This window comes from Streptomyces racemochromogenes, assembly GCF_039535215.1.
Lineage (GTDB): Bacteria > Actinomycetota > Actinomycetes > Streptomycetales > Streptomycetaceae > Streptomyces > Streptomyces racemochromogenes.
The window spans coordinates 5,216,713-5,239,153 of record NZ_BAAAWT010000001.1; the positions used below are offsets into that span (position 1 = coordinate 5,216,713).

Here is a 22,441-nt window from a genome sequence, read left to right on the forward strand (position 1 = left end):
CGACCCGCGAAACCCCAGGTAAGTACGGCCTTCCTTGCTGGCGGGAGCCGGAAATCGTGCGTACTTTCGAGGTGTTCAGGGGGAGTGCCCCGCGCCGGGCACAGCTGCGCGTCGCTTTCGCGTACCCGCTCGCACCCACTCGTACAAAAGGGGAGATACGCCATGTCCATCATCGACATCGAAGCGCCGCTGCACACCGCCCACCGCGACAACCACACCCACCGCGACGTCAACGGCGGGTGGCTGCGCCCGGCGGTCTTCGGCGCGATGGACGGCCTCGTCTCCAACCTCGCCCTGATGACCGGTGTGGCCGGCGGTGCGGTGGCCCCCGCGACGATCGTCATCACCGGCCTCGCCGGTCTCGCCGCCGGCGCCTTCTCGATGGCGGCCGGTGAGTACACCTCGGTCGCCTCGCAGCGCGAGCTGGTCCTCGCCGAGCTGGACGTGGAGCGCCAGCAGCTGCGCAAGCACCCCGTCGACGAGATGGAGGAGCTGGCCGAGCTCTACGTCTCGCGCGGCGTCGAGCCCGCCCTCGCCCGCGAGGTGGCGATGCAGCTCTCCCGCGACCCGGACCAGGCGCTGGAGATCCACGCCCGCGAGGAGCTCGGGATCGACCCCGACGACCTGCCCTCGCCGCTGGTCGCCGCCGTGTCCTCCTTCGGCTCCTTCGCCCTGGGCGCGCTGCTCCCCGTGCTGCCCTACCTGCTCGGGGCGACCGCCCTGTGGCCGGCCGTGCTGCTGGCGCTCGTCGGGCTCTTCGCCTGCGGTGCGGTGGTCTCGCGGGTCACGGCCCGGTCGTGGTGGTACAGCGGTGTGCGCCAGCTCGTCCTGGGTGGCGCCGCCGCGGGTGTGACGTACATCCTGGGAACCTGGATCGGCGGCGCCGTAGGCTAACGGCCGCGGGAGTGAGACACTATGCAGCACGCAACATAAGTAGTCGGTTACCCGGTGGTTTCGATTCCGTGACCGCCGGGCATCACACCAGGGCGCCGGGCAATGATGCCCGTCTCGCGCCGGGACCTTCACCCCGTGTACTGCCCAGCAGGCCTCCACGGAGGCGTCTGCGACTCGAGAATCCCTTGAAGGTCCCTTCTTTCTGCCTCGCGCAGTGTCCGCATGCTGGAATGTGATATCCGGTTCTCGGAATTGCCGTCATCATGTAACCTGCACGAAATTTCGCAGAGGGCCAACGTCGTCCCTCGGCCAGCACATTGCCACGACGACGACGGGAGAGCCGATGCGTTCCGCATCCACGCACTCCGCGACCGGCCCCAGCAACACCGCCTGGTCGCCCATGGACGGTCGCCCCGCCCAGCAGGGCATGTACGACCCCCGCAACGAGAAGGACGCCTGCGGCGTCGGATTCGTGGCGAACCTCACCGGCGAGGCCACCCACACCCTCGTTGAGCAGGCCCTGACCGTCCTGCGGAACCTCGAGCACCGCGGCGCCACCGGCTCCGAGCCGGACTCCGGCGACGGCGCCGGCATCCTGTCCCAGGTGCCGGACGCCTTCCTGCGCGAGGTCGCCGGCTTCGAACTCCCCGGGGCCGGCGCGTACGCGGTCGGCATCGCCTTCCTCCCCGCCGACGGCACCGCACAGGCCGTCGCCGTGGAGCGGATCGAGGCCATCGCCGCCGAGGAGAACCTCACGGTCCTCGGCTGGCGCGAGGTCCCGGTCACCCCCGACCTGCTCGGCAACGGCGCGCGCACCACCATGCCCGCCTTCCGCCAGCTGTTCGTCAGCAACGGCACCACGGGCATCGAGCTGGACCGCAAGGCCTTCGTGCTGCGCAAGCGCGCCGAGCGCGAGGCCGGCGTGTACTTCCCGTCGCTCTCCGCCCGCACCATCGTCTACAAGGGCATGCTGACCACCGGCCAGCTGGAGCCCTTCTTCCCGGACCTCTCCGACCGCCGCTTCGCCTCGGCGCTCGCGCTCGTCCACTCCCGGTTCTCGACGAACACCTTCCCGTCCTGGCCGCTCGCCCACCCGTACCGCTTCGTCGCGCACAACGGCGAGATCAACACGGTCAAGGGCAACCGGAACTGGATGAAGGCCCGCGAGTCCCAGCTGGCGACCGCCGCGTTCGGCGAGGGCGCCCTGGACCGCATCTTCCCGATCTGTACCCCGGACGCCTCCGACTCGGCCTCCTTCGACGAGGTCCTGGAGCTGCTCCACCTCGGCGGCCGCTCCCTGCCGCACAGCGTGCTGATGATGATCCCGGAGGCATGGGAGAACCACGCCTCCATGGACCCGGCCCGCCGCGCGTTCTACCAGTACCACTCCACGATGATGGAGCCCTGGGACGGCCCGGCCTGCGTCACCTTCACCGACGGCACCCAGGTCGGCGCGGTCCTCGACCGCAACGGCCTGCGCCCCGGCCGCTACTGGGTCACCGACGACGGCCTCGTCGTCCTCGGCTCCGAGGTCGGCGTCCTCGACATCGACCCGTCCAAGGTCGTCCGCAAGGGCCGCCTCCAGCCCGGCAAGATGTTCCTCGTCGACACCGCGCAGAAGCGCATCGTCGAGGACGACGAGATCAAGGACGAGCTGGCCGCCGCCGCCCCCTACGCGGAGTGGCTGGAGACCGGCGAGATCGAGCTGACGGACCTCCCCGAGCGCGAGCACATCGTGCACACCCACGCCTCGGTCACCCGCCGCCAGCAGACCTTCGGCTACACCGAGGAAGAGCTGCGCGTCATCATCGCGCCCATGGCCCGCACGGGCGGCGAAGCCCTCGGCTCCATGGGCACGGACTCGCCCATCGCGGCCCTGTCCGAGCGCCCCCGGCTGCTCTTCGACTACTTCACGCAGCTCTTCGCGCAGGTCACCAACCCGCCGCTGGACGCCATCCGCGAGGAGCTCGTCACCTCGCTGCTGTCCTCGATCGGCCCCCAGTCGAACCTGCTGGAGCCGACCGCCGCGTCCTGCCGCAGCATCACCCTGCCCTTCCCGGTGATCGACAACGACGAGCTCGCCAAGCTCATCCACATCAACGCCGACGGCGACATGCCCGGCATGAAGGCCGCCACCCTGTCGGGCCTCTACCGGGTCTCCGGCGGCGGCGAGGCCCTCGCGGCCCGGATCGCGGAGATCCGCGCCGAGGCCGACGCCGCCATCGCGGCCGGCGCCCGCCTGATCGTCCTGTCGGACCGCCACTCGGACGCCGAGCACGCGCCGATCCCGTCGCTGCTGCTCACCTCCGCCGTCCACCACCACCTCATCGCCACCAAGCAGCGCACCCAGGTGGGCCTGCTGGTCGAGGCCGGCGACGTCCGCGAGGTCCACCACGTCGCCCTGCTCATCGGCTACGGCGCCGCGGCCGTCAACCCGTACCTGGCCATGGAGTCCGTCGAGGACCTGCTGCGCGCCGGTACCTTCCTGTCCGGCCTGGAGCCGGAGCAGGCCATCAAGAACCTGATCTACGCCCTCGGCAAGGGCGTCCTCAAGGTCATGTCGAAGATGGGCATCTCCACCGTCGCCTCCTACCGCGGCGCCCAGGTCTTCGAGGCCGTCGGCCTGAACGAGGAGTTCGTCGGCACGTACTTCGCGGGCACCGCCACCAAGATCGGCGGCGCCGGCCTCGACGTCATCGCCAAGGAGGTGGCCGCCCGCCACGCCAAGGCGTACCCGGCCACCGGCATCCCCGCCTCGCACCGCGCGCTGGAGATCGGCGGCGAGTACCAGTGGCGCCGCGAGGGCGAGCCGCACCTGTTCGACCCGGAGACGGTCTTCCGCCTCCAGCACGCGACCCGCAACCGCCGGTACGACATCTTCCGCAAGTACACGGAGCGCGTGAACGAGCAGTCCGAGCGCCTGATGACGCTCCGCGGCCTGTTCGGCTTCAAGACCGGTGAGTCGGGCCGTCCGTCGATCTCCATCGACGAGGTCGAGCCGGTCTCCGAGATCGTCAAGCGCTTCTCCACCGGCGCCATGTCGTACGGCTCCATCTCCAAGGAGGCGCACGAGACCCTCGCCATCGCCATGAACCAGCTGGGCGCCAAGTCCAACACCGGTGAGGGCGGCGAGGACCCGGACCGCCTGTACGACCCGGCGCGGCGTTCGTCGATCAAGCAGGTCGCCTCCGGCCGCTTCGGCGTCACCAGCGAGTACCTGGTCAACGCGGACGACATCCAGATCAAGATGGCGCAGGGCGCCAAGCCCGGCGAGGGCGGCCAGCTGCCCGGCCACAAGGTCTACCCGTGGGTCGCCAAGACCCGTCACTCCACCCCGGGTGTCGGCCTGATCTCCCCGCCGCCGCACCACGACATCTACTCCATCGAGGACCTGGCCCAGCTGATCCACGACCTCAAGAACGCCAACCCGGTCGCGCGCATCCACGTGAAGCTCGTGTCCGAGGTCGGCGTCGGTACGGTCGCGGCCGGCGTGTCCAAGGCCCACGCGGACGTCGTCCTGATCTCCGGCCACGACGGCGGAACGGGCGCCTCCCCGCTCACCTCGCTCAAGCACGCGGGCGGCCCCTGGGAGCTCGGCCTCGCCGAGACCCAGCAGACCCTGCTGCTCAACGGGCTGCGCGACCGCATCGTCGTCCAGACGGACGGCCAGCTCAAGACCGGCCGCGACGTGGTCATCGCCGCGCTGCTCGGCGCCGAGGAGTTCGGTTTCGCGACCGCGCCGCTCGTCGTCTCCGGCTGCGTCATGATGCGCGTCTGCCACCTGGACACCTGCCCCGTCGGCATCGCCACGCAGAACCCGGTCCTGCGCGACCGGTTCTCCGGCAAGCCCGAGTTCGTCGTCAACTTCTTCGAGTTCATCGCGGAGGAGGTGCGCGAGATCCTCGCCGAGCTGGGCTTCCGCACGATCGAGGAGGCCGTCGGCCACGCCGAGCTCCTCGACACCAGCAAGGCCGTCACGCACTGGAAGGCCCAGGGCCTCGACCTGGAACCCCTCTTCCACGTGCCCGAGCTGCCCGAGGGCGCGGTCCGCCACGCCCTGATCGAGCAGGACCACGGTCTGGAGAAGGCCCTCGACAACGAGCTCATCGAGCTCGCCGCCGACGCGCTGAACGCCGAGACGGCCGAGACGGCCCAGCCGGTCCGCGCCCAGGTCGCGATCCGCAACATCAACCGGACCGTCGGCACCATGCTCGGCCACCACGTCACCAAGAAGTTCGGCGGCGCGGGCCTGCCCGACAACACGATCGACCTGACCTTCACGGGTTCGGCCGGCCAGTCCTTCGGCGCCTTCCTCCCGAAGGGCGTCACCCTCCGGCTCGAGGGCGACGCCAACGACTACGTCGGCAAGGGCCTCTCCGGCGGCCGCATCGTGGTCCGCCCCGACCGCGCCGCCGACCACCTGGCCGAGTACTCCACCATCGCCGGCAACACCATCGGCTACGGAGCCACCGGCGGCGAGATGTTCCTGCGCGGCCGCACCGGCGAGCGCTTCTGCGTCCGCAACTCCGGCGCCCTGGTCGTCTCGGAGGGCGTGGGCGACCACGGCTGCGAGTACATGACCGGCGGTACGGCGGTCGTCCTCGGCGAGACCGGCCGCAACTTCGCGGCCGGCATGTCCGGCGGCGTCGCGTACGTCATCGACCTCGACCCCCGCCAGGTCAACGTCGGCAACGCGGAGGCCCTGGAGGCCCCCTCCGACGCCGACAAGCAGTGGCTGCACGATGTGGTGCGCCGCCACGAGGAGGAGACCGGCTCGACCGTCGCCGCGAAGCTCCTGGCTGACTGGGACGCCGCCGCGGCCCGCTTCAGCAAGATCATCCCGACCACGTACAAGGCAGTGCTCGCCGCCAAGGACGCCGCTGAGCTGGCCGGACTCTCCGAGTCCGAGACCACCGAGAAGATGATGGAGGCGGCGACCAATGGCTGACCCGAAGGGCTTCCTCACCACCCCGCGCGAGACCGCCTGCACCCGTCCCGTCGCCGAGCGCGTCAAGGACTGGAACGAGGTCTACGTCCCGGGCTCGCTGCTCCCGATCATCAGCAAGCAGGCCGGCCGCTGCATGGACTGCGGCATCCCGTTCTGTCACAACGGCTGCCCCCTCGGGAACCTGATCCCCGAGTGGAACGACTACGCGTACCGCGAGGACTGGTCCGCCGCGGCGGAGCGCCTGCACGCCACGAACAACTTCCCGGAGTTCACGGGCCGCCTGTGCCCCGCTCCCTGCGAGTCGGCGTGCGTGCTCGGCATCAACCAGCCGGCCGTCACCATCAAGAACGTCGAAGTCTCGATCATCGACCAGGCCTGGGACAACGGCGACGTCACCCCGCAGGCGCCGGAGCGCCTGTCCGGCAAGACCGTGGCCGTCATCGGCTCCGGCCCGGCCGGCCTGGCCGCCGCCCAGCAGCTGACGCGGGCCGGGCACACCGTGGTCGTGTACGAGCGCGCCGACCGCATCGGCGGGCTGCTGCGCTACGGCATCCCCGAGTTCAAGATGGAGAAGGTGCACATCAACCGCCGCATCGAGCAGATGCGCGCGGAGGGCACCAAGTTCCGCACCGGCATCGAGGTCGGCCGTGACATCACGGCGACCGACCTGCGCAAGCGCTTCGACGCGGTGGTCGTGGCCGCCGGCGCGACGGTCTCCCGCGACCTCCCGGTCCCGGGCCGCGACCTGAACGGCATCCACTTCGCGATGGAGTACCTGCCCCTCGCGAACAAGGTCCAGGAGGGCGACTTCCTGGCCCCGCCGATCACCGCCGAGGGCAAGCACGTCGTCGTCATCGGCGGCGGCGACACGGGCGCGGACTGCGTGGGCACCGCCCACCGCCAGGGTGCCCTCTCGGTCACCCAGCTGGAGATCATGCCGCGTCCGTCGGAGGACCGCCCGGAGTCCATGCCGTGGCCGACCTTCCCGATGCTGTACAAGGTCACCTCGGCCCACGAGGAGGGCGGCGAGCGGATCTACTCCGTCTCCACCACCCACTTCGAGGGCGACGAGGACGGCAACGTCCAGTCCCTGCACCTGACCGAGGTCGAGTTCATCGACGGCAAGCTGGTCCAGAAGCCCGGCACCGAGCGGGTCCTCCCGGCCCAGCTGGTCACCCTGGCGATGGGCTTCACCGGCACCGACCAGGCCAACGGTCTGGTCGAGCAGTTCGGCGTGGACCTGGACGAGCGGGGCAACATCGCCCGCGACGCCTCGTACGCGACCAACGCCGACGGCGTCTTCGTCGCCGGTGACGCGGGCCGCGGCCAGTCGCTGATCGTGTGGGCCATCGCGGAAGGCCGCTCGGCCGCCCGCGGCGTGGACCGCTACCTGACCGGCACCAGCACCCTCCCGTACCCGGTCAAGCCGACGGACCGCTCCCTGATGGTGTAGCCCCCCAGCGCCCCCGCCGCGCGAACGGCGGGACCCCTCATACGGTCCGTACAACGGCGTACGGAACTCCGACCCGCGCCCGCCATGACTCCTTCTGGACGCCGGGCTCGCACCGTTCGGCCGCTGGCGGCCTCCCGGGCTTCGCCCGGCTGCGCCGGCCTCCGGCCGTCGGTGCGCGGCCGGCACCCGGTAGCGCCCCCGCCGCGCGAACGGCGGGACCCCTCATACGGTCCGTACAACGGCGTACGGAACTCCGACCCGCGCCCGCCATGTCCCCGACCAGGGATGGCGGGCGCGGTGGCGTTTCCGTGCGGCTACTCGGCGCTGAACTCGTACTCGAGCTCGTAGAGGTGCCCTGCCTTGATCATGACCGTGACCTCGACGGGACGGTCGTCAGGGCCGTACACCGTGCGCAGCGTCCTGAGGACCGGAAGCTCTCCCGGGAGCCGTAGGGCGGTGTACTGCTCCTGCGTCGCGACCCGGGCGGAGACCCGGTCCACGCTGCGGCGCGGCGGTACTCCGAGCGCTGTCAACAGGCTCGGAGTACCGCCCTTGATCCGTTGCTCCTCGGCCAGTGCTGTGCCACTCGCGATGTCCAGCGGGTAGTACGAGGTGACCAGCTCCGCCGGCTCGCCGTCGATGCTGATCAGCTGGCGGCGACACACGGCCGAGTCGCCCTGCGGAAGGCCGAGAGCCTGCGCCACATCACCGGTGACCTGTACCTCCCCGGCTGCGAGCAGCGAGCTGCGCGCCGCAGAACGGCCTTCGGTCACCTCAAGCAGCCACGGGAATGGGGCTCCGGCAGTGGTGGCCGAGTCGAGTGAGCGAGCCGGGCGCACGGTCCGCTGGCGGTTGTCCCGCACGGTTACCGCCGCGCCCGCGCGGCCGATCGCCAGGCCCTCGTCCTTGAGGAGCTGGACGGCTTTCTGGATGGTGGCGTTGGACGCGTCGAAGCGGGTCTTCAGCCGGGCGGTGGACGGGAGCTTGGCTCCCGCCGCGAGGTCGCCGCTCATGATCTCGTCCCGAAGGTCGGCGGCGATGCGGGCATGGAGGGGTCGGGGGTCGATTCCCTCGGCTTCGGGCATGGGCAAGGTCATCCGATCCTGATCTCGTACCGCAACTGCTGGCGTCCGGCGGGCATGACCATGACGTCTGCCTGGATCGCGTGATCCGCCGAGTCGTACGTGGTGCGGGCGAGTTGCAGGACCGGTTCCCCCGTGCCGAGTCGGAGCTGCTCGCGCTCCTCGTCGCTGGGCATGCGGGCGGTCACGTTCTCGACCACCCGTACGCCGACGTGGCCGAGCGTGGCCAGCAGGGTCACGGCGCCGCCGCGGATCTTCGCCGTGCCGGCCAGTGGGGTGCCGAGGGCGATGGCCACCGGGTAGTAGGTGTCCGTCAGCTCGGTCGGCTCGTCGTCGAGTTCGATGATCCTGCGGCGTACGACGACCGTGGCCCCGTCCGTCAGGCCGAGCATCAGGCCCACAGCGGCCGGAGCCGGCACCTCTCCGGCGTGCACGATGCGCTGGCTTCCCCGCCGACCTGCACCACGGGCTTCCTCGGTCCAGGCGTCGACGTCCCCTGCGGTACGTGGCGTCAGGTACGGCATGGAGCTGCTCGTCCACTCGTTGCTGGTCACGATGCCTCCGGCGCGTCCCAGGTGATGCTTCGCCCCCACGCTATGCGACGACGTCGACGGGCTGTGGCTGGTGCAGAGTTCGAGGTTCGGGACGAGGAGGTCGGCAAGACGGCTTGCGTTGCCTTTCGGCTGCCGGAGGGCTGAGTGGCGTGGCGGGGGTTCTCGCAGTGCCCGTCTCGTCCTGCGGGGGGAGACGGGCACTGCGTTCTTCGCGGGGTTACTCCGGCTGGACCACGACCGCGCCCCAGCGTATCGACGGGGACGAGGCGGTCACCGTGGCGCCGAAGCCGCCCGACAGGCCCGGGCCGAGGGGGACCGTGATGCGGGTGGGGGAGTCCGGGGCGCAGGGCAGGGTGAAGGGGGCCGGGTTGCGGTCCGGGTGGTTGGCGAGGACGAAGGTCACCTCGATGCTGCCGTCGCCCTCGCAGGCGAAGGTGGTGTACGTGTCCAGGTGGGCGTTGAGGCCGCCCGAGACGAAGCCGCTGGAACCGGTGACCTCCGGGACCCAGATCACCCCGTCCGGGCCCGGATAGCCGATCAGTTCCCCGGCCGCGGAGGCCTGGGCCGCTCCGGTGAACAGGGTCAGTGCCGCGGTGAGGGCCGCGAGCGTGAGTGCCTTGCGTGCCATGTGTTCCCCCTCGGTGCCGAGTGACGGTCCGTTCACCGTAGGGGGCGGCACTGACAAGGCCTCAGTCGGCCGGGACCTCGCGCGGGGGTTCGTCGTCGTTGCCGCGGCGGAGGGTGTGCAGGCCTCGGGTCGGGGTCCAGGTGCGGATGACCAGTTCGTCGCCGTCCACCGCGATGTGGACCACCTCGGTCAGGTCGGCGTGGAAGAGGTGGAAGGGGTGCGGGGTGTCGGTCTCCTCCGCGTACCGGTGCAGTTCGGGCGGGTCCACCATCTCCACCGCCCGCCCGGAGATGCGGACGTCCCCGTCGGGCATGGCCATGCCCTCGCCCGGGTTGGTGTGCAGGGCGAAGCGCGGGTCGCGCTGGAGGTCGCGGGCCTTCATCGAGCCCGCCATCATGCCGAGCCACAGTTCCCCGCCGCGGAAGTCGACGTTGAGTCCGGCGACCCGGGGGGAGCCGTCCTTGCGCAGGGTGGCCAGGACGTGGTGCGGGAAGCGTGCGAAGCGGGCCCGCACGGCCTCCGCGAACTCCGGTTCCGCCTTCTCGAACGCTGCCCAGTTGTTCGTCGTCATGGCGTTATGAAAGCACCCGGGCAGGGATGTCAGGCGCGCACGATGCCCGCCGCGCGTGCCGCCGTCAGCCAGGCCGGGAACTCGGAGACGAGGCGGTCGTAGAGTTCGGCGTCCGGGACCGCGCGCGGGTCGGGGCCGGCGTGGAAGTAGCCCGCGTTGTCCACGATCCGTTTCCCGGGTACGGGCAGTTCGTCGAGGCGGCGCAGGAAGTCGAACTGGGTGCTGCGCGTGTTGCCGAAGCCGACGAACTGCCAGAAGAGCGGGAGGCGGGCCGCCTTGCAGAGGTAGCGCTCGGCGGCGAGCTTGCTGACCGGGCCGCCGTCCGTCTGGAAGACGACCAGGGCCGGATCGTCGGAGCCCGAGTCGAGGTAGTGGTCGATGACCGCGTCCATCGCCAGGTGGTAGGAGGTCTTGCCCATGTGGCCGAGCCGGGCCGCCGTCGCCGTGACCCGCCCCTCGTGGTTCGCCAGGGTGACCTCCTCGACCGCGTCGACGTCCGTGGAGAAGAACACCACCGGGACCCGGCCGTCGGTGTCGAGGTGCGCCGAGAGGCCCAGGACGCGGTCGGCGAAGGCCTGCACGCTGCCGTCGTCGTAGTAGGGCCGCATGGACCCGGAGTAGTCCAGGACCAGGTACACCGAGGCGCGGCCGCCCTCCAGACCGTGCCGGGAGAGGGAGGTGCCGGCGCTCTTGTAGAGGTTCACGAGCGCCGGGGCCGTCTCCTCGATCTTGCGGAGGTCGATCGCGCTGCCCGTCATGCGGCCGAGGGTACGGCAGCGGGCGGTGCGGCCGGGCCGGGTGCGCGCCGGGCGGGCGCCGCTCCGGCTTCCGCCGCCGCTACGGGTGGTCGGCGGACTTCCCGGCAGGGCTCCCGGCGGCCCCCGCGGCGGCGCGGGCCGCCTCCAGGGCGTCGATGTCCTCCAGCATCGCGGCCGCGAGGTCCCGCTCGGAGGTGTAGTACCGCTCGGCCCACTTGAGGGTCAGGGTGGGGTACGCCCAGGCCGCCTCGTCCTTGGCGCTCTCGGCGTCGGCCTCCGCGCGGCGGCGCATGTCCTCCGCGAACTCCTTGTGGCGGCTCAGGACTTCGCGCATCTGCTCCGGTTCCAGCAGGTGGCCCAGCCACAGCCGCAGCATCGGCCCGTGCTTGAGCACCGGCGGGTCGACCGGCGCCTCGCGCGCCCAGGCCCGTACGGCGTCCATGCCCGCGCCGGTGATCCGGTAGACGCGCTTGTCGCGGGTGCCGGTGTCCTGGGCGACCATCCGCGAGGAGGCGTAGCCGGCCTTCTCCAGCCGCTTGAGCTCGCTGTAGATCTGGCTGAAGGACGGGCTCCAGTAGAAGAAGCGAAGCGACCGGTCGGACCACTTCTTCAGGTCGTAGCCGGAGAGCTCCTCGCCGAAGGAGAGCAGCCCGAGCACCGCCCAGCTGGTCGCGGGGAGGGGGCGCGGGTTCGTGCCCGCCGACGTCTCGTCTGCCGTCTCGGCCGTCTCGTCTGCCACGCAGCGCAGTCTACGACCGGTCCCGCGGCCCTCTTCCCCCGAAGGGGCATGCCTGTTAGAAGTATTCCTCTTAGGTATGACTCCGGCAGGAGGGACCCCCGTGAAGGTCTCGATGCCCTTCGGGGCCCGGCTCGTCGGCCCGGTCCACGACCGCGTCGAACGGACCGGCCTCGTCGAGGAGATGGGCTTCGACCCCGCTCGCCCCCCGGGGGCCTGAGATGGTGTCGCTCGAGGGCAAGGTCGTCGTCATCACCGGTGCCGCCCGCGGCCAGGGCGCCGCCGAGGCCCGGCTGTGCGCCGGGGCCGGGGCGCGGGTCGTCGTCACCGACCTCCGCGAGGAGGAGGGCCGGGCGGTCGCCGCCGAACTGGGCGGCCAGGGCCTGTACGTACGCCACGACGTGGCCGACGCCGACAGCTGGGCCGGGGTGGTGCGCGAGGCGGTCGCCGCCTTCGGGACCATCTCCGCGCTGGTCAACAACGCCGCTCTGTGGCGCACCGCGCACGTCGAGGAACAGAGCCCCGAGGGCTTCGAGGAACTGCTGCGGGTCAACCTGCTCGGCCCCTTCCTCGGGATCCGGGCCGTCGCCCCCGTGCTGCGCGCCGGCGGGGGAGGCTCCGTCGTCAACGTCTCCTCCACCGCCGGGCTCGTCGGCATCCCCGGCCACGCGGCCTACGGCTCCACCAAGTTCGGCCTGCGCGGACTGACCCGCTCGGCGGCGCTGGACCTGGCCCCGGACGGCATTCGGGTCAACTCGGTGCACCCCGGGGCCATTGACACCCCGATGGTGGCCGACGCCGTCGCGGGGCGCGACTGGTCGCACGTCCCGCTGGGCCGGATGGGCCGGCCGGGGGAGGTCGGGGAGCTGGTGCTGTTCCTGTGCTCGGACGCGTCCTCGTACGTCACCGGCGCGGAGTTCGCGGTCGACGGCGGGATGACGGCGCGGTGACCCGGGACGGGCTGTCGCCGGACGCGCGGCGGCTGTGCGACGCGATGGCCGCCGGGTTCCCCGGCCCCGGGGACGCGGCCGCCCTGCGGGCCGCGGTGGCCGCCGGCGCCCCGGGCCGCCCGGCGGGGCCGGATCTGGCCTCCGTGTACGACACCACCGCGGGCGGGGTGCCGGTGCGGGTGTACGACCCCGCGCCCGGGGCGGCGGGCCGGCCGCTGGCGGTGTACTTCCACGGCGGCGGGTGGGTGATGTGCGGCCCGGACACCCACGACGCCCTGTGCCGTGCCCTGGCGTCGGCCTCCGGGGCGGTGGTCGTCTCCGCCGACTACCGGCTCGCCCCGGAACACCCCTGGCCCGCGGCGGCCGACGACGCGCTGGCCGTACTGCTGTGGGCGCGGACCGGGGCGGAACGGCTGGGCTGCGACCCGGCCCGCGTGGTGGTGGCGGGCGACTCCAGCGGGGGCAACCTGGCGGCGGTCACCGCGCTGCGGGCCCCCGGCCTGGTCGCCGGGCAGCTGCTGGCGTACCCACCGCTGGACGCCTCCATGGGCTCCGAGTCGGTGGCGGCGTACGGGCGGGGGTACTTCCACACCGCCGCGCACATGGCCTGGTACTGGGACCAGTACGGCGGCGACCCCGCCCACCCGCACGTCTCGCCGCTGCGGGCCGCCGACCTGTCGGGGCTGCCGCGCACGCTGATCGTCCTCGCGGACTGCGACGTCCTGCGGGACGAGGGGCTGGCGTACGCGCGCCGACTGGGGGAGGCGGGCGTCGACTGCGAGGTCCGCCTCCACCCCGGTGTCTTCCACGGCTTCCTGGGCCTCCCGCTGCCGGCCGCGCGGGCGGCGGTGGCGGGAGCGGCGGCCTGGCTGGCGGCGACGGAGCCGGTGGGATGAGGGGGCGGGGCGGCCGGATTCGAACCGGCGTCCTCCTCCATGCTGTGTAGGCGCACTACCTCTGTGCTACGACCCCGCCTGGGCTGGATCTTAGGCGGCACCGGGCGGGGTCCGCACCGGGATATCGACTGCATGATGTGTCCATGCCCGCCTTCTTGCTGCGCCTGCTCCTGCTCCTGGCCGTGGAGGCCGCGGCCGCCGCGCTGCTGCGCGAGCCCGGGACGCCGTGGATCCCCGTGCTGCTGGCGGTGTTCGTGGCCGGCTCGGCCGTACCGCACGGCACCGAGGCGGAGCTCGGGGGGCGCTTCCTGGTCGCGCTGACCGCGGTCGGGGCCGCCCGGCTGGGGGCCACGGCCTGGGAGGGGCGCGGCCTGCCCGCCGCGGTGGGGCTCGGGGTGCTGCTGCTGTTCCAGACGGCGGTGCTGCTGCGGCTGTCCCTGCGGGGGCGCCGCCGGCGGGGGCGGCGGGGGTAGGGGGTAGGGGTCCCGCCGGGCCGGCGGCGATTTGGAAGACCCCGCCGGACCGGGTATTTTTCCTGTCGAGGCGCCGCTAGCTCAGTTGGTTAGAGCAGCTGACTCTTAATCAGCGGGTCCGGGGTTCGAGTCCCTGGCGGCGCACCTGTCCTTCGGGCGGTTTCCGGTTCAGTCCACCGGGGGCCGCCCGAAGTCGTTTCCACCCGGGCCGCGCGGGTCAGGCAAGATCCGAAAGGCACCACTCAGCCCGCCACCACCTCCGCCCGGCACCGCGACGGCGTGCCCCACGCGTCGCGCAGCGGGCGGGCCTTGCGCAGCCACAGGGAGAGGTCCAGTTCCTCCGTGTAGCCGACCGCGCCGTGCAGCTGGAGGGCGGTGAGCGCGGCCGCGTACGCCGCCTCGCCGGCGGTCAGCTTCGCCGCCGCCACGTCCCGGGGGGACAGGGACAGCGCCGCCGCCCACAGCAGCGGCCGGGCGAACTCCAGCGCCAGCAGGGTGTCCGCCAGCCGGTGCTTGACCGCCTGGAAACCGCCGATCGGCGTCCCGAACTGGGTGCGCTGCTTCGCGTACTCGACCGTCCGCGCCAGCAGGGCCTCGCCCACGCCCAGGCACTGCGCCGCCGTCAGCAGCCGAGCCCAGCGCAGGGCCGTACCCGCGGCCGCCGCCACCTCCGGGCCCGCCGCCAGCAGCTCCCCGTCCGCGGGGGGCCGGTACAGCCGCCTCGCCGGGTCCGTGGAGGACAGCGGGTCGCCGGGGCCGGCGGCCAGCCGCAGTTCGCCGGCCTCCGTCACCGTGAAGCGGTGCGTCACCGCGTCCGCGTCCAGGGCGTACGGGGAGCCGCCCGGCAGCGTCACCGTCGCCGACGCCCCGCCCGAGGCGAGCCCCGGCAGGAAGCGCTTCGACAGGGCCTCGTCGCCCAGGGCGGCGAGGAGCACCGCCGCCGCCGCCGTCTCCACCACCGGGCCCGGCACCCCCGCCCGCCCCAGCTCCACGAAGCCGAGCGCCAGCTCCACCGGCAGCGGGCCCAGCCCCTCGTACGCCTCCGGCACGGCCAGCGCGAACAGGCCCGTCCCGGCGAGGGAGGACCACAGCGCCCGCCCGGGCCCGTGCTCCCCGGCCGCCCAGGCCCGTACCGCCGCCGGGACCGCGGCCGCGCCCAGCAGGGAGCGCAGGGTACGGGCGTAGTCGCACTGTTCCCCGGTCGGCAGGAAGCGCATCAGCGGCGGCCCTTCGGGAGGCCGAGCAGCCGCTCGGCGATGATGTCGCGCTGGATCTCGTTGGTGCCCGCGTAGATCGGCCCGGCGAGGGAGAACAGCCACGGCTCCGCCCAGGCGCCCGACGCCAGTTCCGCGTCCGGGCCGAGCAGGTCCAGGGCCGTCTCGTGCAGGGCGATGTCGTACTGGGACCAGAACACCTTGTTCAGGCTGGACTCGGCGCCGATCCGCCCGCCCTCCCCGAAGCGGGAGGCGCCCGCCCAGGTGAACAGCTCGTAGGCGCGGGCCCCGACGACCGCGTCGGCGACCCGGTCGCGCAGCGCCGTGTCGGCGGGGTCGCCCCGCTCGCGCCACAGCCGGGTCAGCCGGTCGGCGGCGGCCAGGAACCGGCCGGGGGAGCGCAGGGTCAGGCCCCGCTCGTTGCCGGTGGTCGACATCGCGATCCGCCAGCCCTGCCCCGGCTCGCCGATCACGTCCTCGTCGGGGACGAACACCCCGTCCAGGAAGAGCTCCGCGAAGGCCGGCTTGCCGTCGAGGCGGCCGATGGGCCGTACGGTCACGCCGGGGGCCCGCAGGTCGAACATCAGGTAGGTCAGGCCCTGGTGCGGCTTCGGCGCCGCGGGGTCGGTACGGAAGATGCCGAAGGCCCGGTCGGCGAAGGCGGCCCGGGAGGACCAGGTCTTCTGCCCGTGCAGCAGCCAGCCGCCTTCCGTGCGCACCGCCCGGGAGCTGAGCGAGGCCAGGTCGGAGCCGGACTCCGGTTCCGACCAGGCCTGCGCCCAGACCACCTCGCCGCTCGCCATGGAGGGCAGGACGCGCGCCCGCTGCTCGGGGGTGGCGTGGTCGAAGAGGGTGGGGGCGAGGAGGCTGATGCCGTTCTGGGAGACCCGGCCGGGCGCGCCCGCGGCCCAGTACTCCTCCTCGAAGACGAGCCACCGTTCGATGTCCGCGCCCCGGCCCCCGTACTCCTCGGGCCAGGACACCGCCGACCAGCGGTCCCCGTGCAGCAGCGCCTCCCACGCACGGTGCGCGGCGAAGCCCTCCTCGGTCTCCAGGGAGGGCAGGGGGCGGGCCGGGACGTGGGAGCGGAGCCAGTCGCGGGCCTCGGCCCGGAAGGCCTCCACCTCGGGGGAGTGGTCGAGGTTCACCGGGGGCTCGCCTCCTTCGGGGCGGCCGGTCGGGCCAGGGTGTCTGCGGCAGGGGCGTGGGCGGCGGGCATCGGGACATCCTTCCCTAACAAGTGTTTGGTAGGTTAACGTACGGCCATGAGCAGCGTCGAGAGCGCCGACGAGTTCCGCGCCCGGGAACCCGGCCGTGCGAAAGAGGTACGGGCATGACCGCCCCCGCGTACGTCCCGGCCCACGGGCTCCTCGAAGGCCGCACCGCCGTCATCACCGCCGCCGCCGGGGCCGGCATCGGCGGCGCCACCGCCCGCCGCTTCCTGGAGGAGGGCGCCACCGTCCTGATCAGCGACGCCCACGCCCGGCGCCTGAAGGAGACCGAGGACGCCCTCGCCGCCGAGTTCGGGCCCGGCCGCATCGCCTCCCTGCCCTGCGACGTCACCTCCGGGGAACAGGTGGCGGCCCTCTTCGCGCACGCCGGGGAACTCCACGGCGGCCTCGACGTCGTCGTCAACAACGCCGGCCTCGGCGGCACCGCCCACCTCGTCGACATGACCGACGAACAATGGGACCGGGTCCTCGACGTCACCCTGAACGGCACCTTCCGCTGCACCCGCGCCGCACTGCGCTCCCTGAAGGCCTCCGGGCGCGGCGGGGTCCTCGTCAACAACGCCTCCGTCATCGGCTGGCGCGCCCAGACCGGCCAGGCCCACTACGCCGCCGCCAAGGCGGGGGTCATGGCCCTCACCCGCTGCGCGGCCCTGGAGGCCGCGGAGTTCGGCGTACGCGTCAACGCGGTCGCCCCCAGCCTGGCCATGCACCCGCACCTGGTGAAGGTCACCAGCGCGGAACTGCTGGACGAACTGACGGCCCGCGAGGCCTTCGGCCGGTACGCCGAACCGTGGGAGATCGCCAACGTCATCGTCTTCCTGGCCAGCGGCTACTCGTCGTACATGACGGGCGAGACGGTGTCGGTCAGCAGTCAGCGCGCGTAGGCCGAGAATGGGCCCGTGCCAACGAACAAGCCGAAGAAGACACAGGTGACCGCCTCGCCGGAGCGCCGCCGGGAACTCCTGGACACCGCCGCCGAGGTCTTCGCCGCCCAGGGATACAACGCCACCACCGTCCGCAAGATCGCCGACGCCGCGGGGATGCTCGCCGGCAGCCTCTACTACCACTTCGATTCCAAGGAATCGATGCTCGACGAGATCCTCTCGGCCTTCCTGAACGAGCTGTGGGCGGGGTACGACACCGTCCTCGCCGCCGGCCTCGGTCCCAGGGAGACCATCGAGGCCCTCGTCACCGAGTCCTTCCGGGAGATCGACCGGCACCGTGCCGCCGTCGCCATCTACCAGAAGGAGGCCCGCACCCTCTGTACGCAGCCCCGCTTCCACTACCTCTCCGACTCGCAGGTCAAGTTCGAGAAGGCCTGGCTGGGGACGCTGGAGCGGGGCGTCGCCGCCCAGGTCTTCCGCGTCGACCTCGACATCCGCCTCACCTACCGCTTCGTCCGCGACACGGTGTGGGTCGCGGCGTCCTGGTACCGGCCGGGCGGCCAGCACAGCCCCGAGGAGATCGCCCGCCAGTACCTGTCGATGGTGCTGGACGGGATCGCCGTACGCCCCTGACCCCGTTGAGGAGCCCGCCATGCCCGAGGCCTACATAGTCGACGCCGTACGCACCCCCGTGGGACGGCGCGGCGGCGGCCTGTCCGCCGTGCACCCCGCCGACCTGGGCGCGCACGTCCTGAAGGCACTGGTCGAGCGGTCCGGGGTGGACCCGGCCGCGGTGGAGGACGTGGTGTTCGGCTGCCTGGACACCGTCGGGCCGCAGGCGGGGGACATCGCCCGGACGGCGTGGCTGGCCGCCGGCCTGCCCGAGGAGGTCCCCGGGGTCACCGTCGACCGGCAGTGCGGGTCCTCGCAGCAGGCCGTGCACTTCGCCGCGCAGGGCGTCCTGTCCGGCACCCAGGACCTGGTGGTCGCCGGCGGCACCCAGAACATGTCGATGATCCCCATCGCCTTCGCCTCCCGGCGGGCCGCCGAGCCGCTGGGCTTCACCGAGGGCCCCTACGCGGGATCGGCCGGCTGGCGGGCCCGGTACGGGGACGCGCCGGTCAACCAGTTCCACGGGGCGCAGCTCATCGCCGAGAAGTGGGGGATCTCGCGGCAGGACATGGAGGAGTTCGCCCTGCGCTCCCACCAGCGGGCGGTCCGCGCCATCGACGAGGGCCGCTTCGCCCGCGAGACCGTCGCCTACGGGGACGTGGCCGTGGACGAGGGCCCGCGCCGGGACACCACCCTGGAGAAGATGGCCGGCCTGAAGCCGGTCGTCGAGGGCGGCACCATCACGGCCGCCGTCTCCTCCCAGGTCTCCGACGGCGCGGCGGCCATGCTGATCGCCTCCGAGCGGGCGGTCGCCGAGCACGGCCTGACCCCCCGGGCCCGGATCCACCACCTGTCGGTCCGCGGCGAGGACCCCATCCGCATGCTGTCGGCCCCGATCCCGGCGACCGCGTACGCCCTGAAGAAGACCGGCCTCACCCTGGACGGGATCGACCTGGTCGAGATCAACGAGGCCTTCGCGCCGGTGGTGCTGGCCTGGCTGAAGGAGACCGGCGCCGACCCGGACCGGGTCAACGTCAACGGAGGCGCCATCGCGCTGGGCCACCCGCTGGGCGCGACCGGCGTGAAGCTGATGACCACCCTCCTGCACGAGCTGGAACGCACCGGCGGCCGCTACGGCCTCCAGACCATGTGCGAGGGTGGCGGCCAGGCCAACGTGACGATCATCGAGCGGCTGTAGCCGGAGCGGGCCGGGGCCGGGTGGCGTGGGTCGCAGCGCCGCCCGGCCAGGATGTGCTAGCTTAGAGGCGTTGCAGTTGTGGTACCCATGAACTTTATGTGCGCCTGACGGGATTGCTCCGCAGGCGCTTTTATTGTTTTTGCCGGATTCTCCCGGATGGGGCCCTTGCCGCCTATTCAGGAGATTCAAATGGCTAACGGTACCGTGAAGTGGTTCAACTCGGAAAAGGGCTTCGGCTTCATCGAGCAGGACGGCGGCGGCCCGGACGTCTTCGCCCACTACTCGAACATCGCCACCCAGGGCTTCCGTGAGCTGACCGAGGGTCAGCGCGTGACGTTCGACGTCACCCAGGGCCAGAAGGGCCCCCAGGCGGAGAACATCCTCCCCGCCTAAGTTCTTCAGCATGCCGGGGTCCGCACCGCGAGGTGCGGACCCCGGCTTGTCTGCTGTCTCGACCTTTGTTCTACCTGCCGGTTTCAGGAGGGCTTTCCCGCATGACCAGCTCCAGCTCCGCACGCCCCAGCCGCCGCCCCACCCGGGGTCGAGGTGCGGCCCAGGGACGTCCGAAGGCTGGCGCGGGACGGCAGAAGTCCGCCCCCGCCCCCCGGCCCCAGGAATTCACCATGCCCGAACCGCAGGTACCGGCCCTCCCGCCGGTCGCCGCGTTCGAGGACATGGACATGCCCGAGGCGCTGCTGAAGACCCTCGCCGCCCAGGGCGTCACCGAGCCGTTCCCCATCCAGGCCGCCACCCTGCCGAACTCGCTCGCCGGCCGCGACCTGCTCGGCCGCGGCCGCACCGGCTCCGGCAAGACGCTGGCCTTCGGCCTGGCCCTGCTCGCCCGCACCGCGGGCCGCCGCGCCCAGCCGAAGCAGCCGCTCGCGATGGTCCTCGTACCGACCCGTGAGCTCGCGCAGCAGGTCACCGACTCCCTGGCGCCCTACGCCACGGCCGTCAACCTGCGCATCGCGACCGTCGTCGGCGGCATGTCGATCAACCGGCAGTCCGGCGCCCTGCGCCGCGGCGCCGAGGTCCTCGTCGCCACCCCCGGCCGGCTGAAGGACCTCATCGACCGCGGCGACGCCGACCTCTCGCAGGTCTCGATCACCGTGCTCGACGAGGCCGACCAGATGACCGACATGGGCTTCATGCCGCAGGTCACCGCCCTGCTCAAGCAGGTCGAGGCCGACGGCCAGACCATGCTCTTCTCGGCGACCCTCGACAAGAACATCGACAAGCTCGTCAAGATGTTCCTCACCGACCCGGTCGCGTTCTCCGTCGACCCCTCCGCCGGTGCGGTCAGCACGATGGAGCACCACGTCCTGTACGTCATGGACGAGACCGACAAGAAGGCCGTGGCGACGCGCATAGCCGCTCGCGACGGCCGGGTGATCATGTTCGTCGACACCAAGCGCGGGGTCGACCGCATGGTCAAGAAGCTCCTGGCGGACGGCGTCCGCGCCTCCGGCCTGCACGGCGGACGCTCGCAGCCGCAGCGCAACCGCACCCTGGACTGGTTCAAGACCGGCGAGGTCACCGCGCTGATCGCCACCAACGTCGCCGCGCGCGGCATCCACATCGACGACCTCGACCTCGTCGTCAACGTGGACCCGCCGACCGACCACAAGGACTACCTCCACCGCGGCGGCCGCACCGCCCGCGCCGGCGAGTCCGGCAGCGTCGTCACCCTGGTCCTGCCCGACCAGAAGCGCGACATGTCCCGCCTGATGTCGGACGCCGGGATCACCCCGCGCACCGCGCAGGTCAAGTCCTCCGACGAGGAGCTGTCCCGGCTCACCGGCGCCCGCGAGCCCTCCGGCGTCCCCGTCGTGCTGGAGGTCCCCCAGCCCCCGCAGCCCAAGGCGCGCACCGGCTCGGGCTCCGGCTCCGGTTCCCCGCGCCGCCGCTCGGGCGGCCCCCGCGGCGGCTCCGCGACCGGCTCCGCCCCCGCGGGCGCCGGCCGCGGCCGGCGCTCCGGCGGCTCCGCCTCCGGGCAGGCCCCCGCCGCCGGCTCCGGGCAGGCCCGGCGCGGCCAGGGCGGCGGCCAGGGCACCGGCGGCGCCCCCGCCCAGGGCCGGCGCTCCGGCGGCTCGTCCTCCGGCGGCGGTGCCGCCGCGGCCTCCGCGCGCAGCCGCGTCGGCACGGGCGGCCAGGGCCGCCGCCGGGCGGTCTGACCCCGCGGCACGAACGAGAGGACCCCGGGCGGCGCGCATCGCGCCCCGCCCGGGGTCCGCGTTCCCCGGCCCGCCCGGCCCCAGGGGGATCACCCCGGTGGGGGCGGGGCGTGGAGCGAGTGCAGTGCCTCCATCGCCTGCCGTGCTTCGGCCATGACCCGCGAGACGAGCTCCGCACAGGACGGCAGATCCTCGATCACCCCCGCGACCTGGCCCGATGCCATGACGCCGAGGTCCGTACGGCCCTCGACCATGGACGCCTTCAGGAGCATCGGGGTGTTCGCCGCCAGCAGCACCTGGCTCCAGGACAGGTCCTTGCCGTGCTTCATCGCCAGGCCGTCACGCACCATCCGCGCCCAGGACAGGCCCGACAGCTTCCGGAAACCGGCCGCGTGCCGCACCGCCCGCGCCAGCGCCCCGGCCCGGCCCGACCGCTCCAGCGCCGTGACCAGCTCGCTGCGCAGCATCCGGTGCGGCAGCCCGTCCACGGCCGTGGTGACGGTGACGTCCTTGACGGTGGCCTTCAGGTACTCGGCCTTCACCGCGTCCGGGACGGTGGAATCGGAGGTCAGCAGGAAACGGGTGCCCATCGCGATGCCCGCCGCCCCGTACGCCAGGGCCGCGACCAGGCCCCGGCCGTCGCTGAAGCCGCCCGCGGCGATCACCGGGACGTCCACCGCGTCGACCACCTGCGGCAGCAGCACCGTCGTGGCCACGTCACCGGTGTGCCCGCCGCCCTCGCCGCCCTGCACGACCACCGCGTCCGCGCCCCAGGCCGCGACCTTCTCGGCGTGCCGGCGCGCCCCGACCGAGGGGATCACCACCACCCCGGCGTCCTTCAGCCGGGCGATCAGCTCCTGTGAGGGGGCGAGCGCGAACGAGGCCACCCGTACGCCCTCGTCGATGACCAGCCGCACCCGCTCGGCCGCGTCCCCGGCGTCCGCGCGCAGGTTCACCCCGAACGGCGCGTCCGTACGGGACCTGACCTCCTGGACCGCCGCCCGCAGCTGGTCCACGGTCATCGTCGCCGAGGCCAGGATCCCCAGCGCGCCCGCGTTCGCCGCCGCCGAGACCAGGCGCGGCCCGGCCACCCAGCCCATGCCCGTCTGCACGATCGGGTACCGGACCCCGACCAGCCTGGTGAATGCCGTCTCCATCGCCGACCGACTCCTCGCTCCTTCGCC

General features: G+C 72.6%; 20 protein-coding genes and 2 tRNA genes. 12 read left to right on the forward strand and 10 right to left on the reverse strand.

The window, feature by feature from the left end:
- The first annotated feature begins 162 nt into the window (after nucleotides 1-162).
- The 3 genes from ABD973_RS24000 to ABD973_RS24010 all read left to right on the forward strand — a co-directional run bounded on the left by ABD973_RS24000 (nucleotide 163) and on the right by ABD973_RS24010 (nucleotide 7,295).
- The gene (locus ABD973_RS24000) at nucleotides 163-894 is read left to right on the forward strand and encodes a VIT1/CCC1 transporter family protein (protein ID WP_345502029.1); all 732 of its coding nucleotides are present in this window, start codon (nucleotides 163-165) and stop codon (nucleotides 892-894) included.
- 400 nt (nucleotides 895-1,294) lie between these two features.
- Nucleotides 1,295-5,842, forward strand: a complete 4,548-nt coding sequence (gltB, locus tag ABD973_RS24005; RefSeq protein ID WP_345504716.1) for a glutamate synthase large subunit — start codon at nucleotides 1,295-1,297, stop codon at nucleotides 5,840-5,842.
- The gene (locus tag ABD973_RS24010; protein WP_125600100.1) at nucleotides 5,835-7,295 is read left to right on the forward strand and encodes a glutamate synthase subunit beta; all 1,461 of its coding nucleotides are present in this window, start codon (nucleotides 5,835-5,837) and stop codon (nucleotides 7,293-7,295) included. Before gltB ends, ABD973_RS24010 begins: the two co-directional genes overlap by 8 nt.
- Nucleotides 7,296-7,609: 314 nt before the next feature.
- Here ABD973_RS24010 and ABD973_RS24015 read toward each other — a convergent pair whose 3' ends face one another.
- From ABD973_RS24015 to ABD973_RS24040, 6 genes are all read right to left on the reverse strand, one after another.
- Nucleotides 7,610-8,392: a GntR family transcriptional regulator gene (locus tag ABD973_RS24015; RefSeq protein WP_345502032.1), complete on the reverse strand. Its 783-nt coding sequence runs from the start codon at nucleotides 8,390-8,392 to the stop codon at nucleotides 7,610-7,612.
- Nucleotides 8,389-8,931, reverse strand: coding sequence for a GntR family transcriptional regulator (locus tag ABD973_RS24020; protein ID WP_345502034.1), 543 nt, complete (start codon nucleotides 8,929-8,931; stop codon nucleotides 8,389-8,391). Before ABD973_RS24020 ends, ABD973_RS24015 begins: the two co-directional genes overlap by 4 nt.
- A 217-nt stretch (nucleotides 8,932-9,148) precedes the next feature.
- Complete coding sequence (locus ABD973_RS24025; protein ID WP_125820833.1) at nucleotides 9,149-9,559, reverse strand: hypothetical protein; 411 nt, start codon at nucleotides 9,557-9,559, stop codon at nucleotides 9,149-9,151.
- 61 nt (nucleotides 9,560-9,620) lie between these two features.
- On the reverse strand, nucleotides 9,621-10,130 hold the full coding sequence (locus tag ABD973_RS24030) for a pyridoxamine 5'-phosphate oxidase family protein (protein WP_125820832.1): 510 nt from the start codon (nucleotides 10,128-10,130) through the stop codon (nucleotides 9,621-9,623).
- A gap of 29 nt (nucleotides 10,131-10,159) precedes the next feature.
- Nucleotides 10,160-10,888 (reverse strand): vWA domain-containing protein, encoded by a 729-nt coding sequence (locus tag ABD973_RS24035; protein WP_125820831.1) that lies wholly within the window; start codon nucleotides 10,886-10,888, stop codon nucleotides 10,160-10,162.
- Between the two features lie 79 nt (nucleotides 10,889-10,967).
- On the reverse strand, nucleotides 10,968-11,627 hold the full coding sequence (locus ABD973_RS24040; RefSeq protein WP_345502037.1) for a PadR family transcriptional regulator: 660 nt from the start codon (nucleotides 11,625-11,627) through the stop codon (nucleotides 10,968-10,970).
- A gap of 218 nt (nucleotides 11,628-11,845) precedes the next feature.
- Between ABD973_RS24040 and ABD973_RS24045 the strand changes: the two genes are divergently transcribed.
- Both ABD973_RS24045 and ABD973_RS24050 read left to right on the forward strand, forming a co-directional pair.
- The gene (locus ABD973_RS24045; protein ID WP_125820829.1) at nucleotides 11,846-12,574 is read left to right on the forward strand and encodes an SDR family NAD(P)-dependent oxidoreductase; all 729 of its coding nucleotides are present in this window, start codon (nucleotides 11,846-11,848) and stop codon (nucleotides 12,572-12,574) included.
- The gene (locus ABD973_RS24050; RefSeq protein ID WP_241253197.1) at nucleotides 12,571-13,470 is read left to right on the forward strand and encodes an alpha/beta hydrolase; all 900 of its coding nucleotides are present in this window, start codon (nucleotides 12,571-12,573) and stop codon (nucleotides 13,468-13,470) included. Before ABD973_RS24045 ends, ABD973_RS24050 begins: the two co-directional genes overlap by 4 nt.
- A gap of 3 nt (nucleotides 13,471-13,473) precedes the next feature.
- Here the strand turns inward: ABD973_RS24050 and ABD973_RS24055 are convergent.
- Nucleotides 13,474-13,548: transfer RNA gene (locus ABD973_RS24055), tRNA-Ala, on the reverse strand.
- A gap of 65 nt (nucleotides 13,549-13,613) precedes the next feature.
- Here ABD973_RS24055 and ABD973_RS24060 point away from each other — a divergent pair.
- Complete coding sequence (locus ABD973_RS24060; protein ID WP_125820828.1) at nucleotides 13,614-13,943, forward strand: hypothetical protein; 330 nt, start codon at nucleotides 13,614-13,616, stop codon at nucleotides 13,941-13,943.
- A gap of 70 nt (nucleotides 13,944-14,013) precedes the next feature.
- Nucleotides 14,014-14,087, forward strand: a tRNA-Lys gene (locus ABD973_RS24065).
- A gap of 98 nt (nucleotides 14,088-14,185) precedes the next feature.
- Here the strand turns inward: ABD973_RS24065 and ABD973_RS24070 are convergent.
- The gene (locus ABD973_RS24070) at nucleotides 14,186-15,160 is read right to left on the reverse strand and encodes an acyl-CoA dehydrogenase family protein (protein WP_125820827.1); all 975 of its coding nucleotides are present in this window, start codon (nucleotides 15,158-15,160) and stop codon (nucleotides 14,186-14,188) included.
- Nucleotides 15,160-16,305 carry an acyl-CoA dehydrogenase family protein gene (locus tag ABD973_RS24075; RefSeq protein WP_345502041.1) on the reverse strand — a complete coding sequence of 382 codons (1,146 nt, stop codon included), beginning with the start codon at nucleotides 16,303-16,305 and terminating at the stop codon, nucleotides 15,160-15,162. Before ABD973_RS24075 ends, ABD973_RS24070 begins: the two co-directional genes overlap by 1 nt.
- Nucleotides 16,306-16,490: 185 nt before the next feature.
- Here ABD973_RS24075 and ABD973_RS24080 point away from each other — a divergent pair, with 185 nt between their 5' ends.
- From ABD973_RS24080 to ABD973_RS24100, 5 genes are all read left to right on the forward strand, one after another.
- Entirely contained in the window at nucleotides 16,491-17,273 is a 783-nt protein-coding gene (locus ABD973_RS24080; RefSeq protein ID WP_345502043.1) for an SDR family oxidoreductase, read from the forward strand.
- Between the two features lie 15 nt (nucleotides 17,274-17,288).
- Nucleotides 17,289-17,906 (forward strand): TetR/AcrR family transcriptional regulator, encoded by a 618-nt coding sequence (locus ABD973_RS24085; RefSeq protein WP_345502045.1) that lies wholly within the window; start codon nucleotides 17,289-17,291, stop codon nucleotides 17,904-17,906.
- Nucleotides 17,907-17,925: 19 nt separating this feature from the next.
- Entirely contained in the window at nucleotides 17,926-19,083 is a 1,158-nt protein-coding gene (locus tag ABD973_RS24090; protein WP_125820823.1) for an acetyl-CoA C-acetyltransferase, read from the forward strand.
- Between the two features lie 189 nt (nucleotides 19,084-19,272).
- Entirely contained in the window at nucleotides 19,273-19,476 is a 204-nt protein-coding gene (locus ABD973_RS24095) for a cold-shock protein (protein WP_007263537.1), read from the forward strand.
- A gap of 101 nt (nucleotides 19,477-19,577) precedes the next feature.
- On the forward strand, nucleotides 19,578-21,257 hold the full coding sequence (locus ABD973_RS24100; protein ID WP_125820822.1) for a DEAD/DEAH box helicase: 1,680 nt from the start codon (nucleotides 19,578-19,580) through the stop codon (nucleotides 21,255-21,257).
- Between the two features lie 89 nt (nucleotides 21,258-21,346).
- On the opposite strand, the gene ABD973_RS24105 is transcribed toward ABD973_RS24100, so the two are convergent.
- Complete coding sequence (locus tag ABD973_RS24105) at nucleotides 21,347-22,414, reverse strand: NAD(P)H-dependent flavin oxidoreductase (RefSeq protein WP_345502049.1); 1,068 nt, start codon at nucleotides 22,412-22,414, stop codon at nucleotides 21,347-21,349.
- Nucleotides 22,415-22,441: the final 27 nt, after the last annotated feature.

Excerpts from the sequence above, each read along its gene's own strand:
- ABD973_RS24000 (WP_345502029.1), top strand. The coding sequence starts at position 163 with ATGTCCATCATCGACATCGAAGCGCCGCTGCACACCGCCCACCGCGAC.
- gltB (WP_345504716.1), top strand. The coding sequence starts at position 1,295 with ATGGACGGTCGCCCCGCCCAGCAGGGCATGTACGACCCCCGCAACGAG.
- ABD973_RS24010 (WP_125600100.1), top strand. The coding sequence starts at position 5,835 with ATGGCTGACCCGAAGGGCTTCCTCACCACCCCGCGCGAGACCGCCTGC.
- ABD973_RS24015 (WP_345502032.1), bottom strand. The coding sequence starts at position 8,392 with ATGACCTTGCCCATGCCCGAAGCCGAGGGAATCGACCCCCGACCCCTC.
- ABD973_RS24025 (WP_125820833.1), bottom strand. The coding sequence starts at position 9,559 with ATGGCACGCAAGGCACTCACGCTCGCGGCCCTCACCGCGGCACTGACC.
- ABD973_RS24030 (WP_125820832.1), bottom strand. The coding sequence starts at position 10,130 with ATGACGACGAACAACTGGGCAGCGTTCGAGAAGGCGGAACCGGAGTTC.
- ABD973_RS24035 (WP_125820831.1), bottom strand. The coding sequence starts at position 10,888 with ATGACGGGCAGCGCGATCGACCTCCGCAAGATCGAGGAGACGGCCCCG.
- ABD973_RS24045 (WP_125820829.1), top strand. The coding sequence starts at position 11,846 with ATGGTGTCGCTCGAGGGCAAGGTCGTCGTCATCACCGGTGCCGCCCGC.
- ABD973_RS24060 (WP_125820828.1), top strand. The coding sequence starts at position 13,614 with ATGCCCGCCTTCTTGCTGCGCCTGCTCCTGCTCCTGGCCGTGGAGGCC.
- ABD973_RS24070 (WP_125820827.1), bottom strand. The coding sequence starts at position 15,160 with ATGCGCTTCCTGCCGACCGGGGAACAGTGCGACTACGCCCGTACCCTG.
- ABD973_RS24080 (WP_345502043.1), top strand. The coding sequence starts at position 16,491 with ATGACCGCCCCCGCGTACGTCCCGGCCCACGGGCTCCTCGAAGGCCGC.
- ABD973_RS24090 (WP_125820823.1), top strand. The coding sequence starts at position 17,926 with ATGCCCGAGGCCTACATAGTCGACGCCGTACGCACCCCCGTGGGACGG.
- ABD973_RS24095 (WP_007263537.1), top strand. The coding sequence starts at position 19,273 with ATGGCTAACGGTACCGTGAAGTGGTTCAACTCGGAAAAGGGCTTCGGC.
- ABD973_RS24100 (WP_125820822.1), top strand. The coding sequence starts at position 19,578 with ATGACCAGCTCCAGCTCCGCACGCCCCAGCCGCCGCCCCACCCGGGGT.
- ABD973_RS24105 (WP_345502049.1), bottom strand. The coding sequence starts at position 22,414 with ATGGAGACGGCATTCACCAGGCTGGTCGGGGTCCGGTACCCGATCGTG.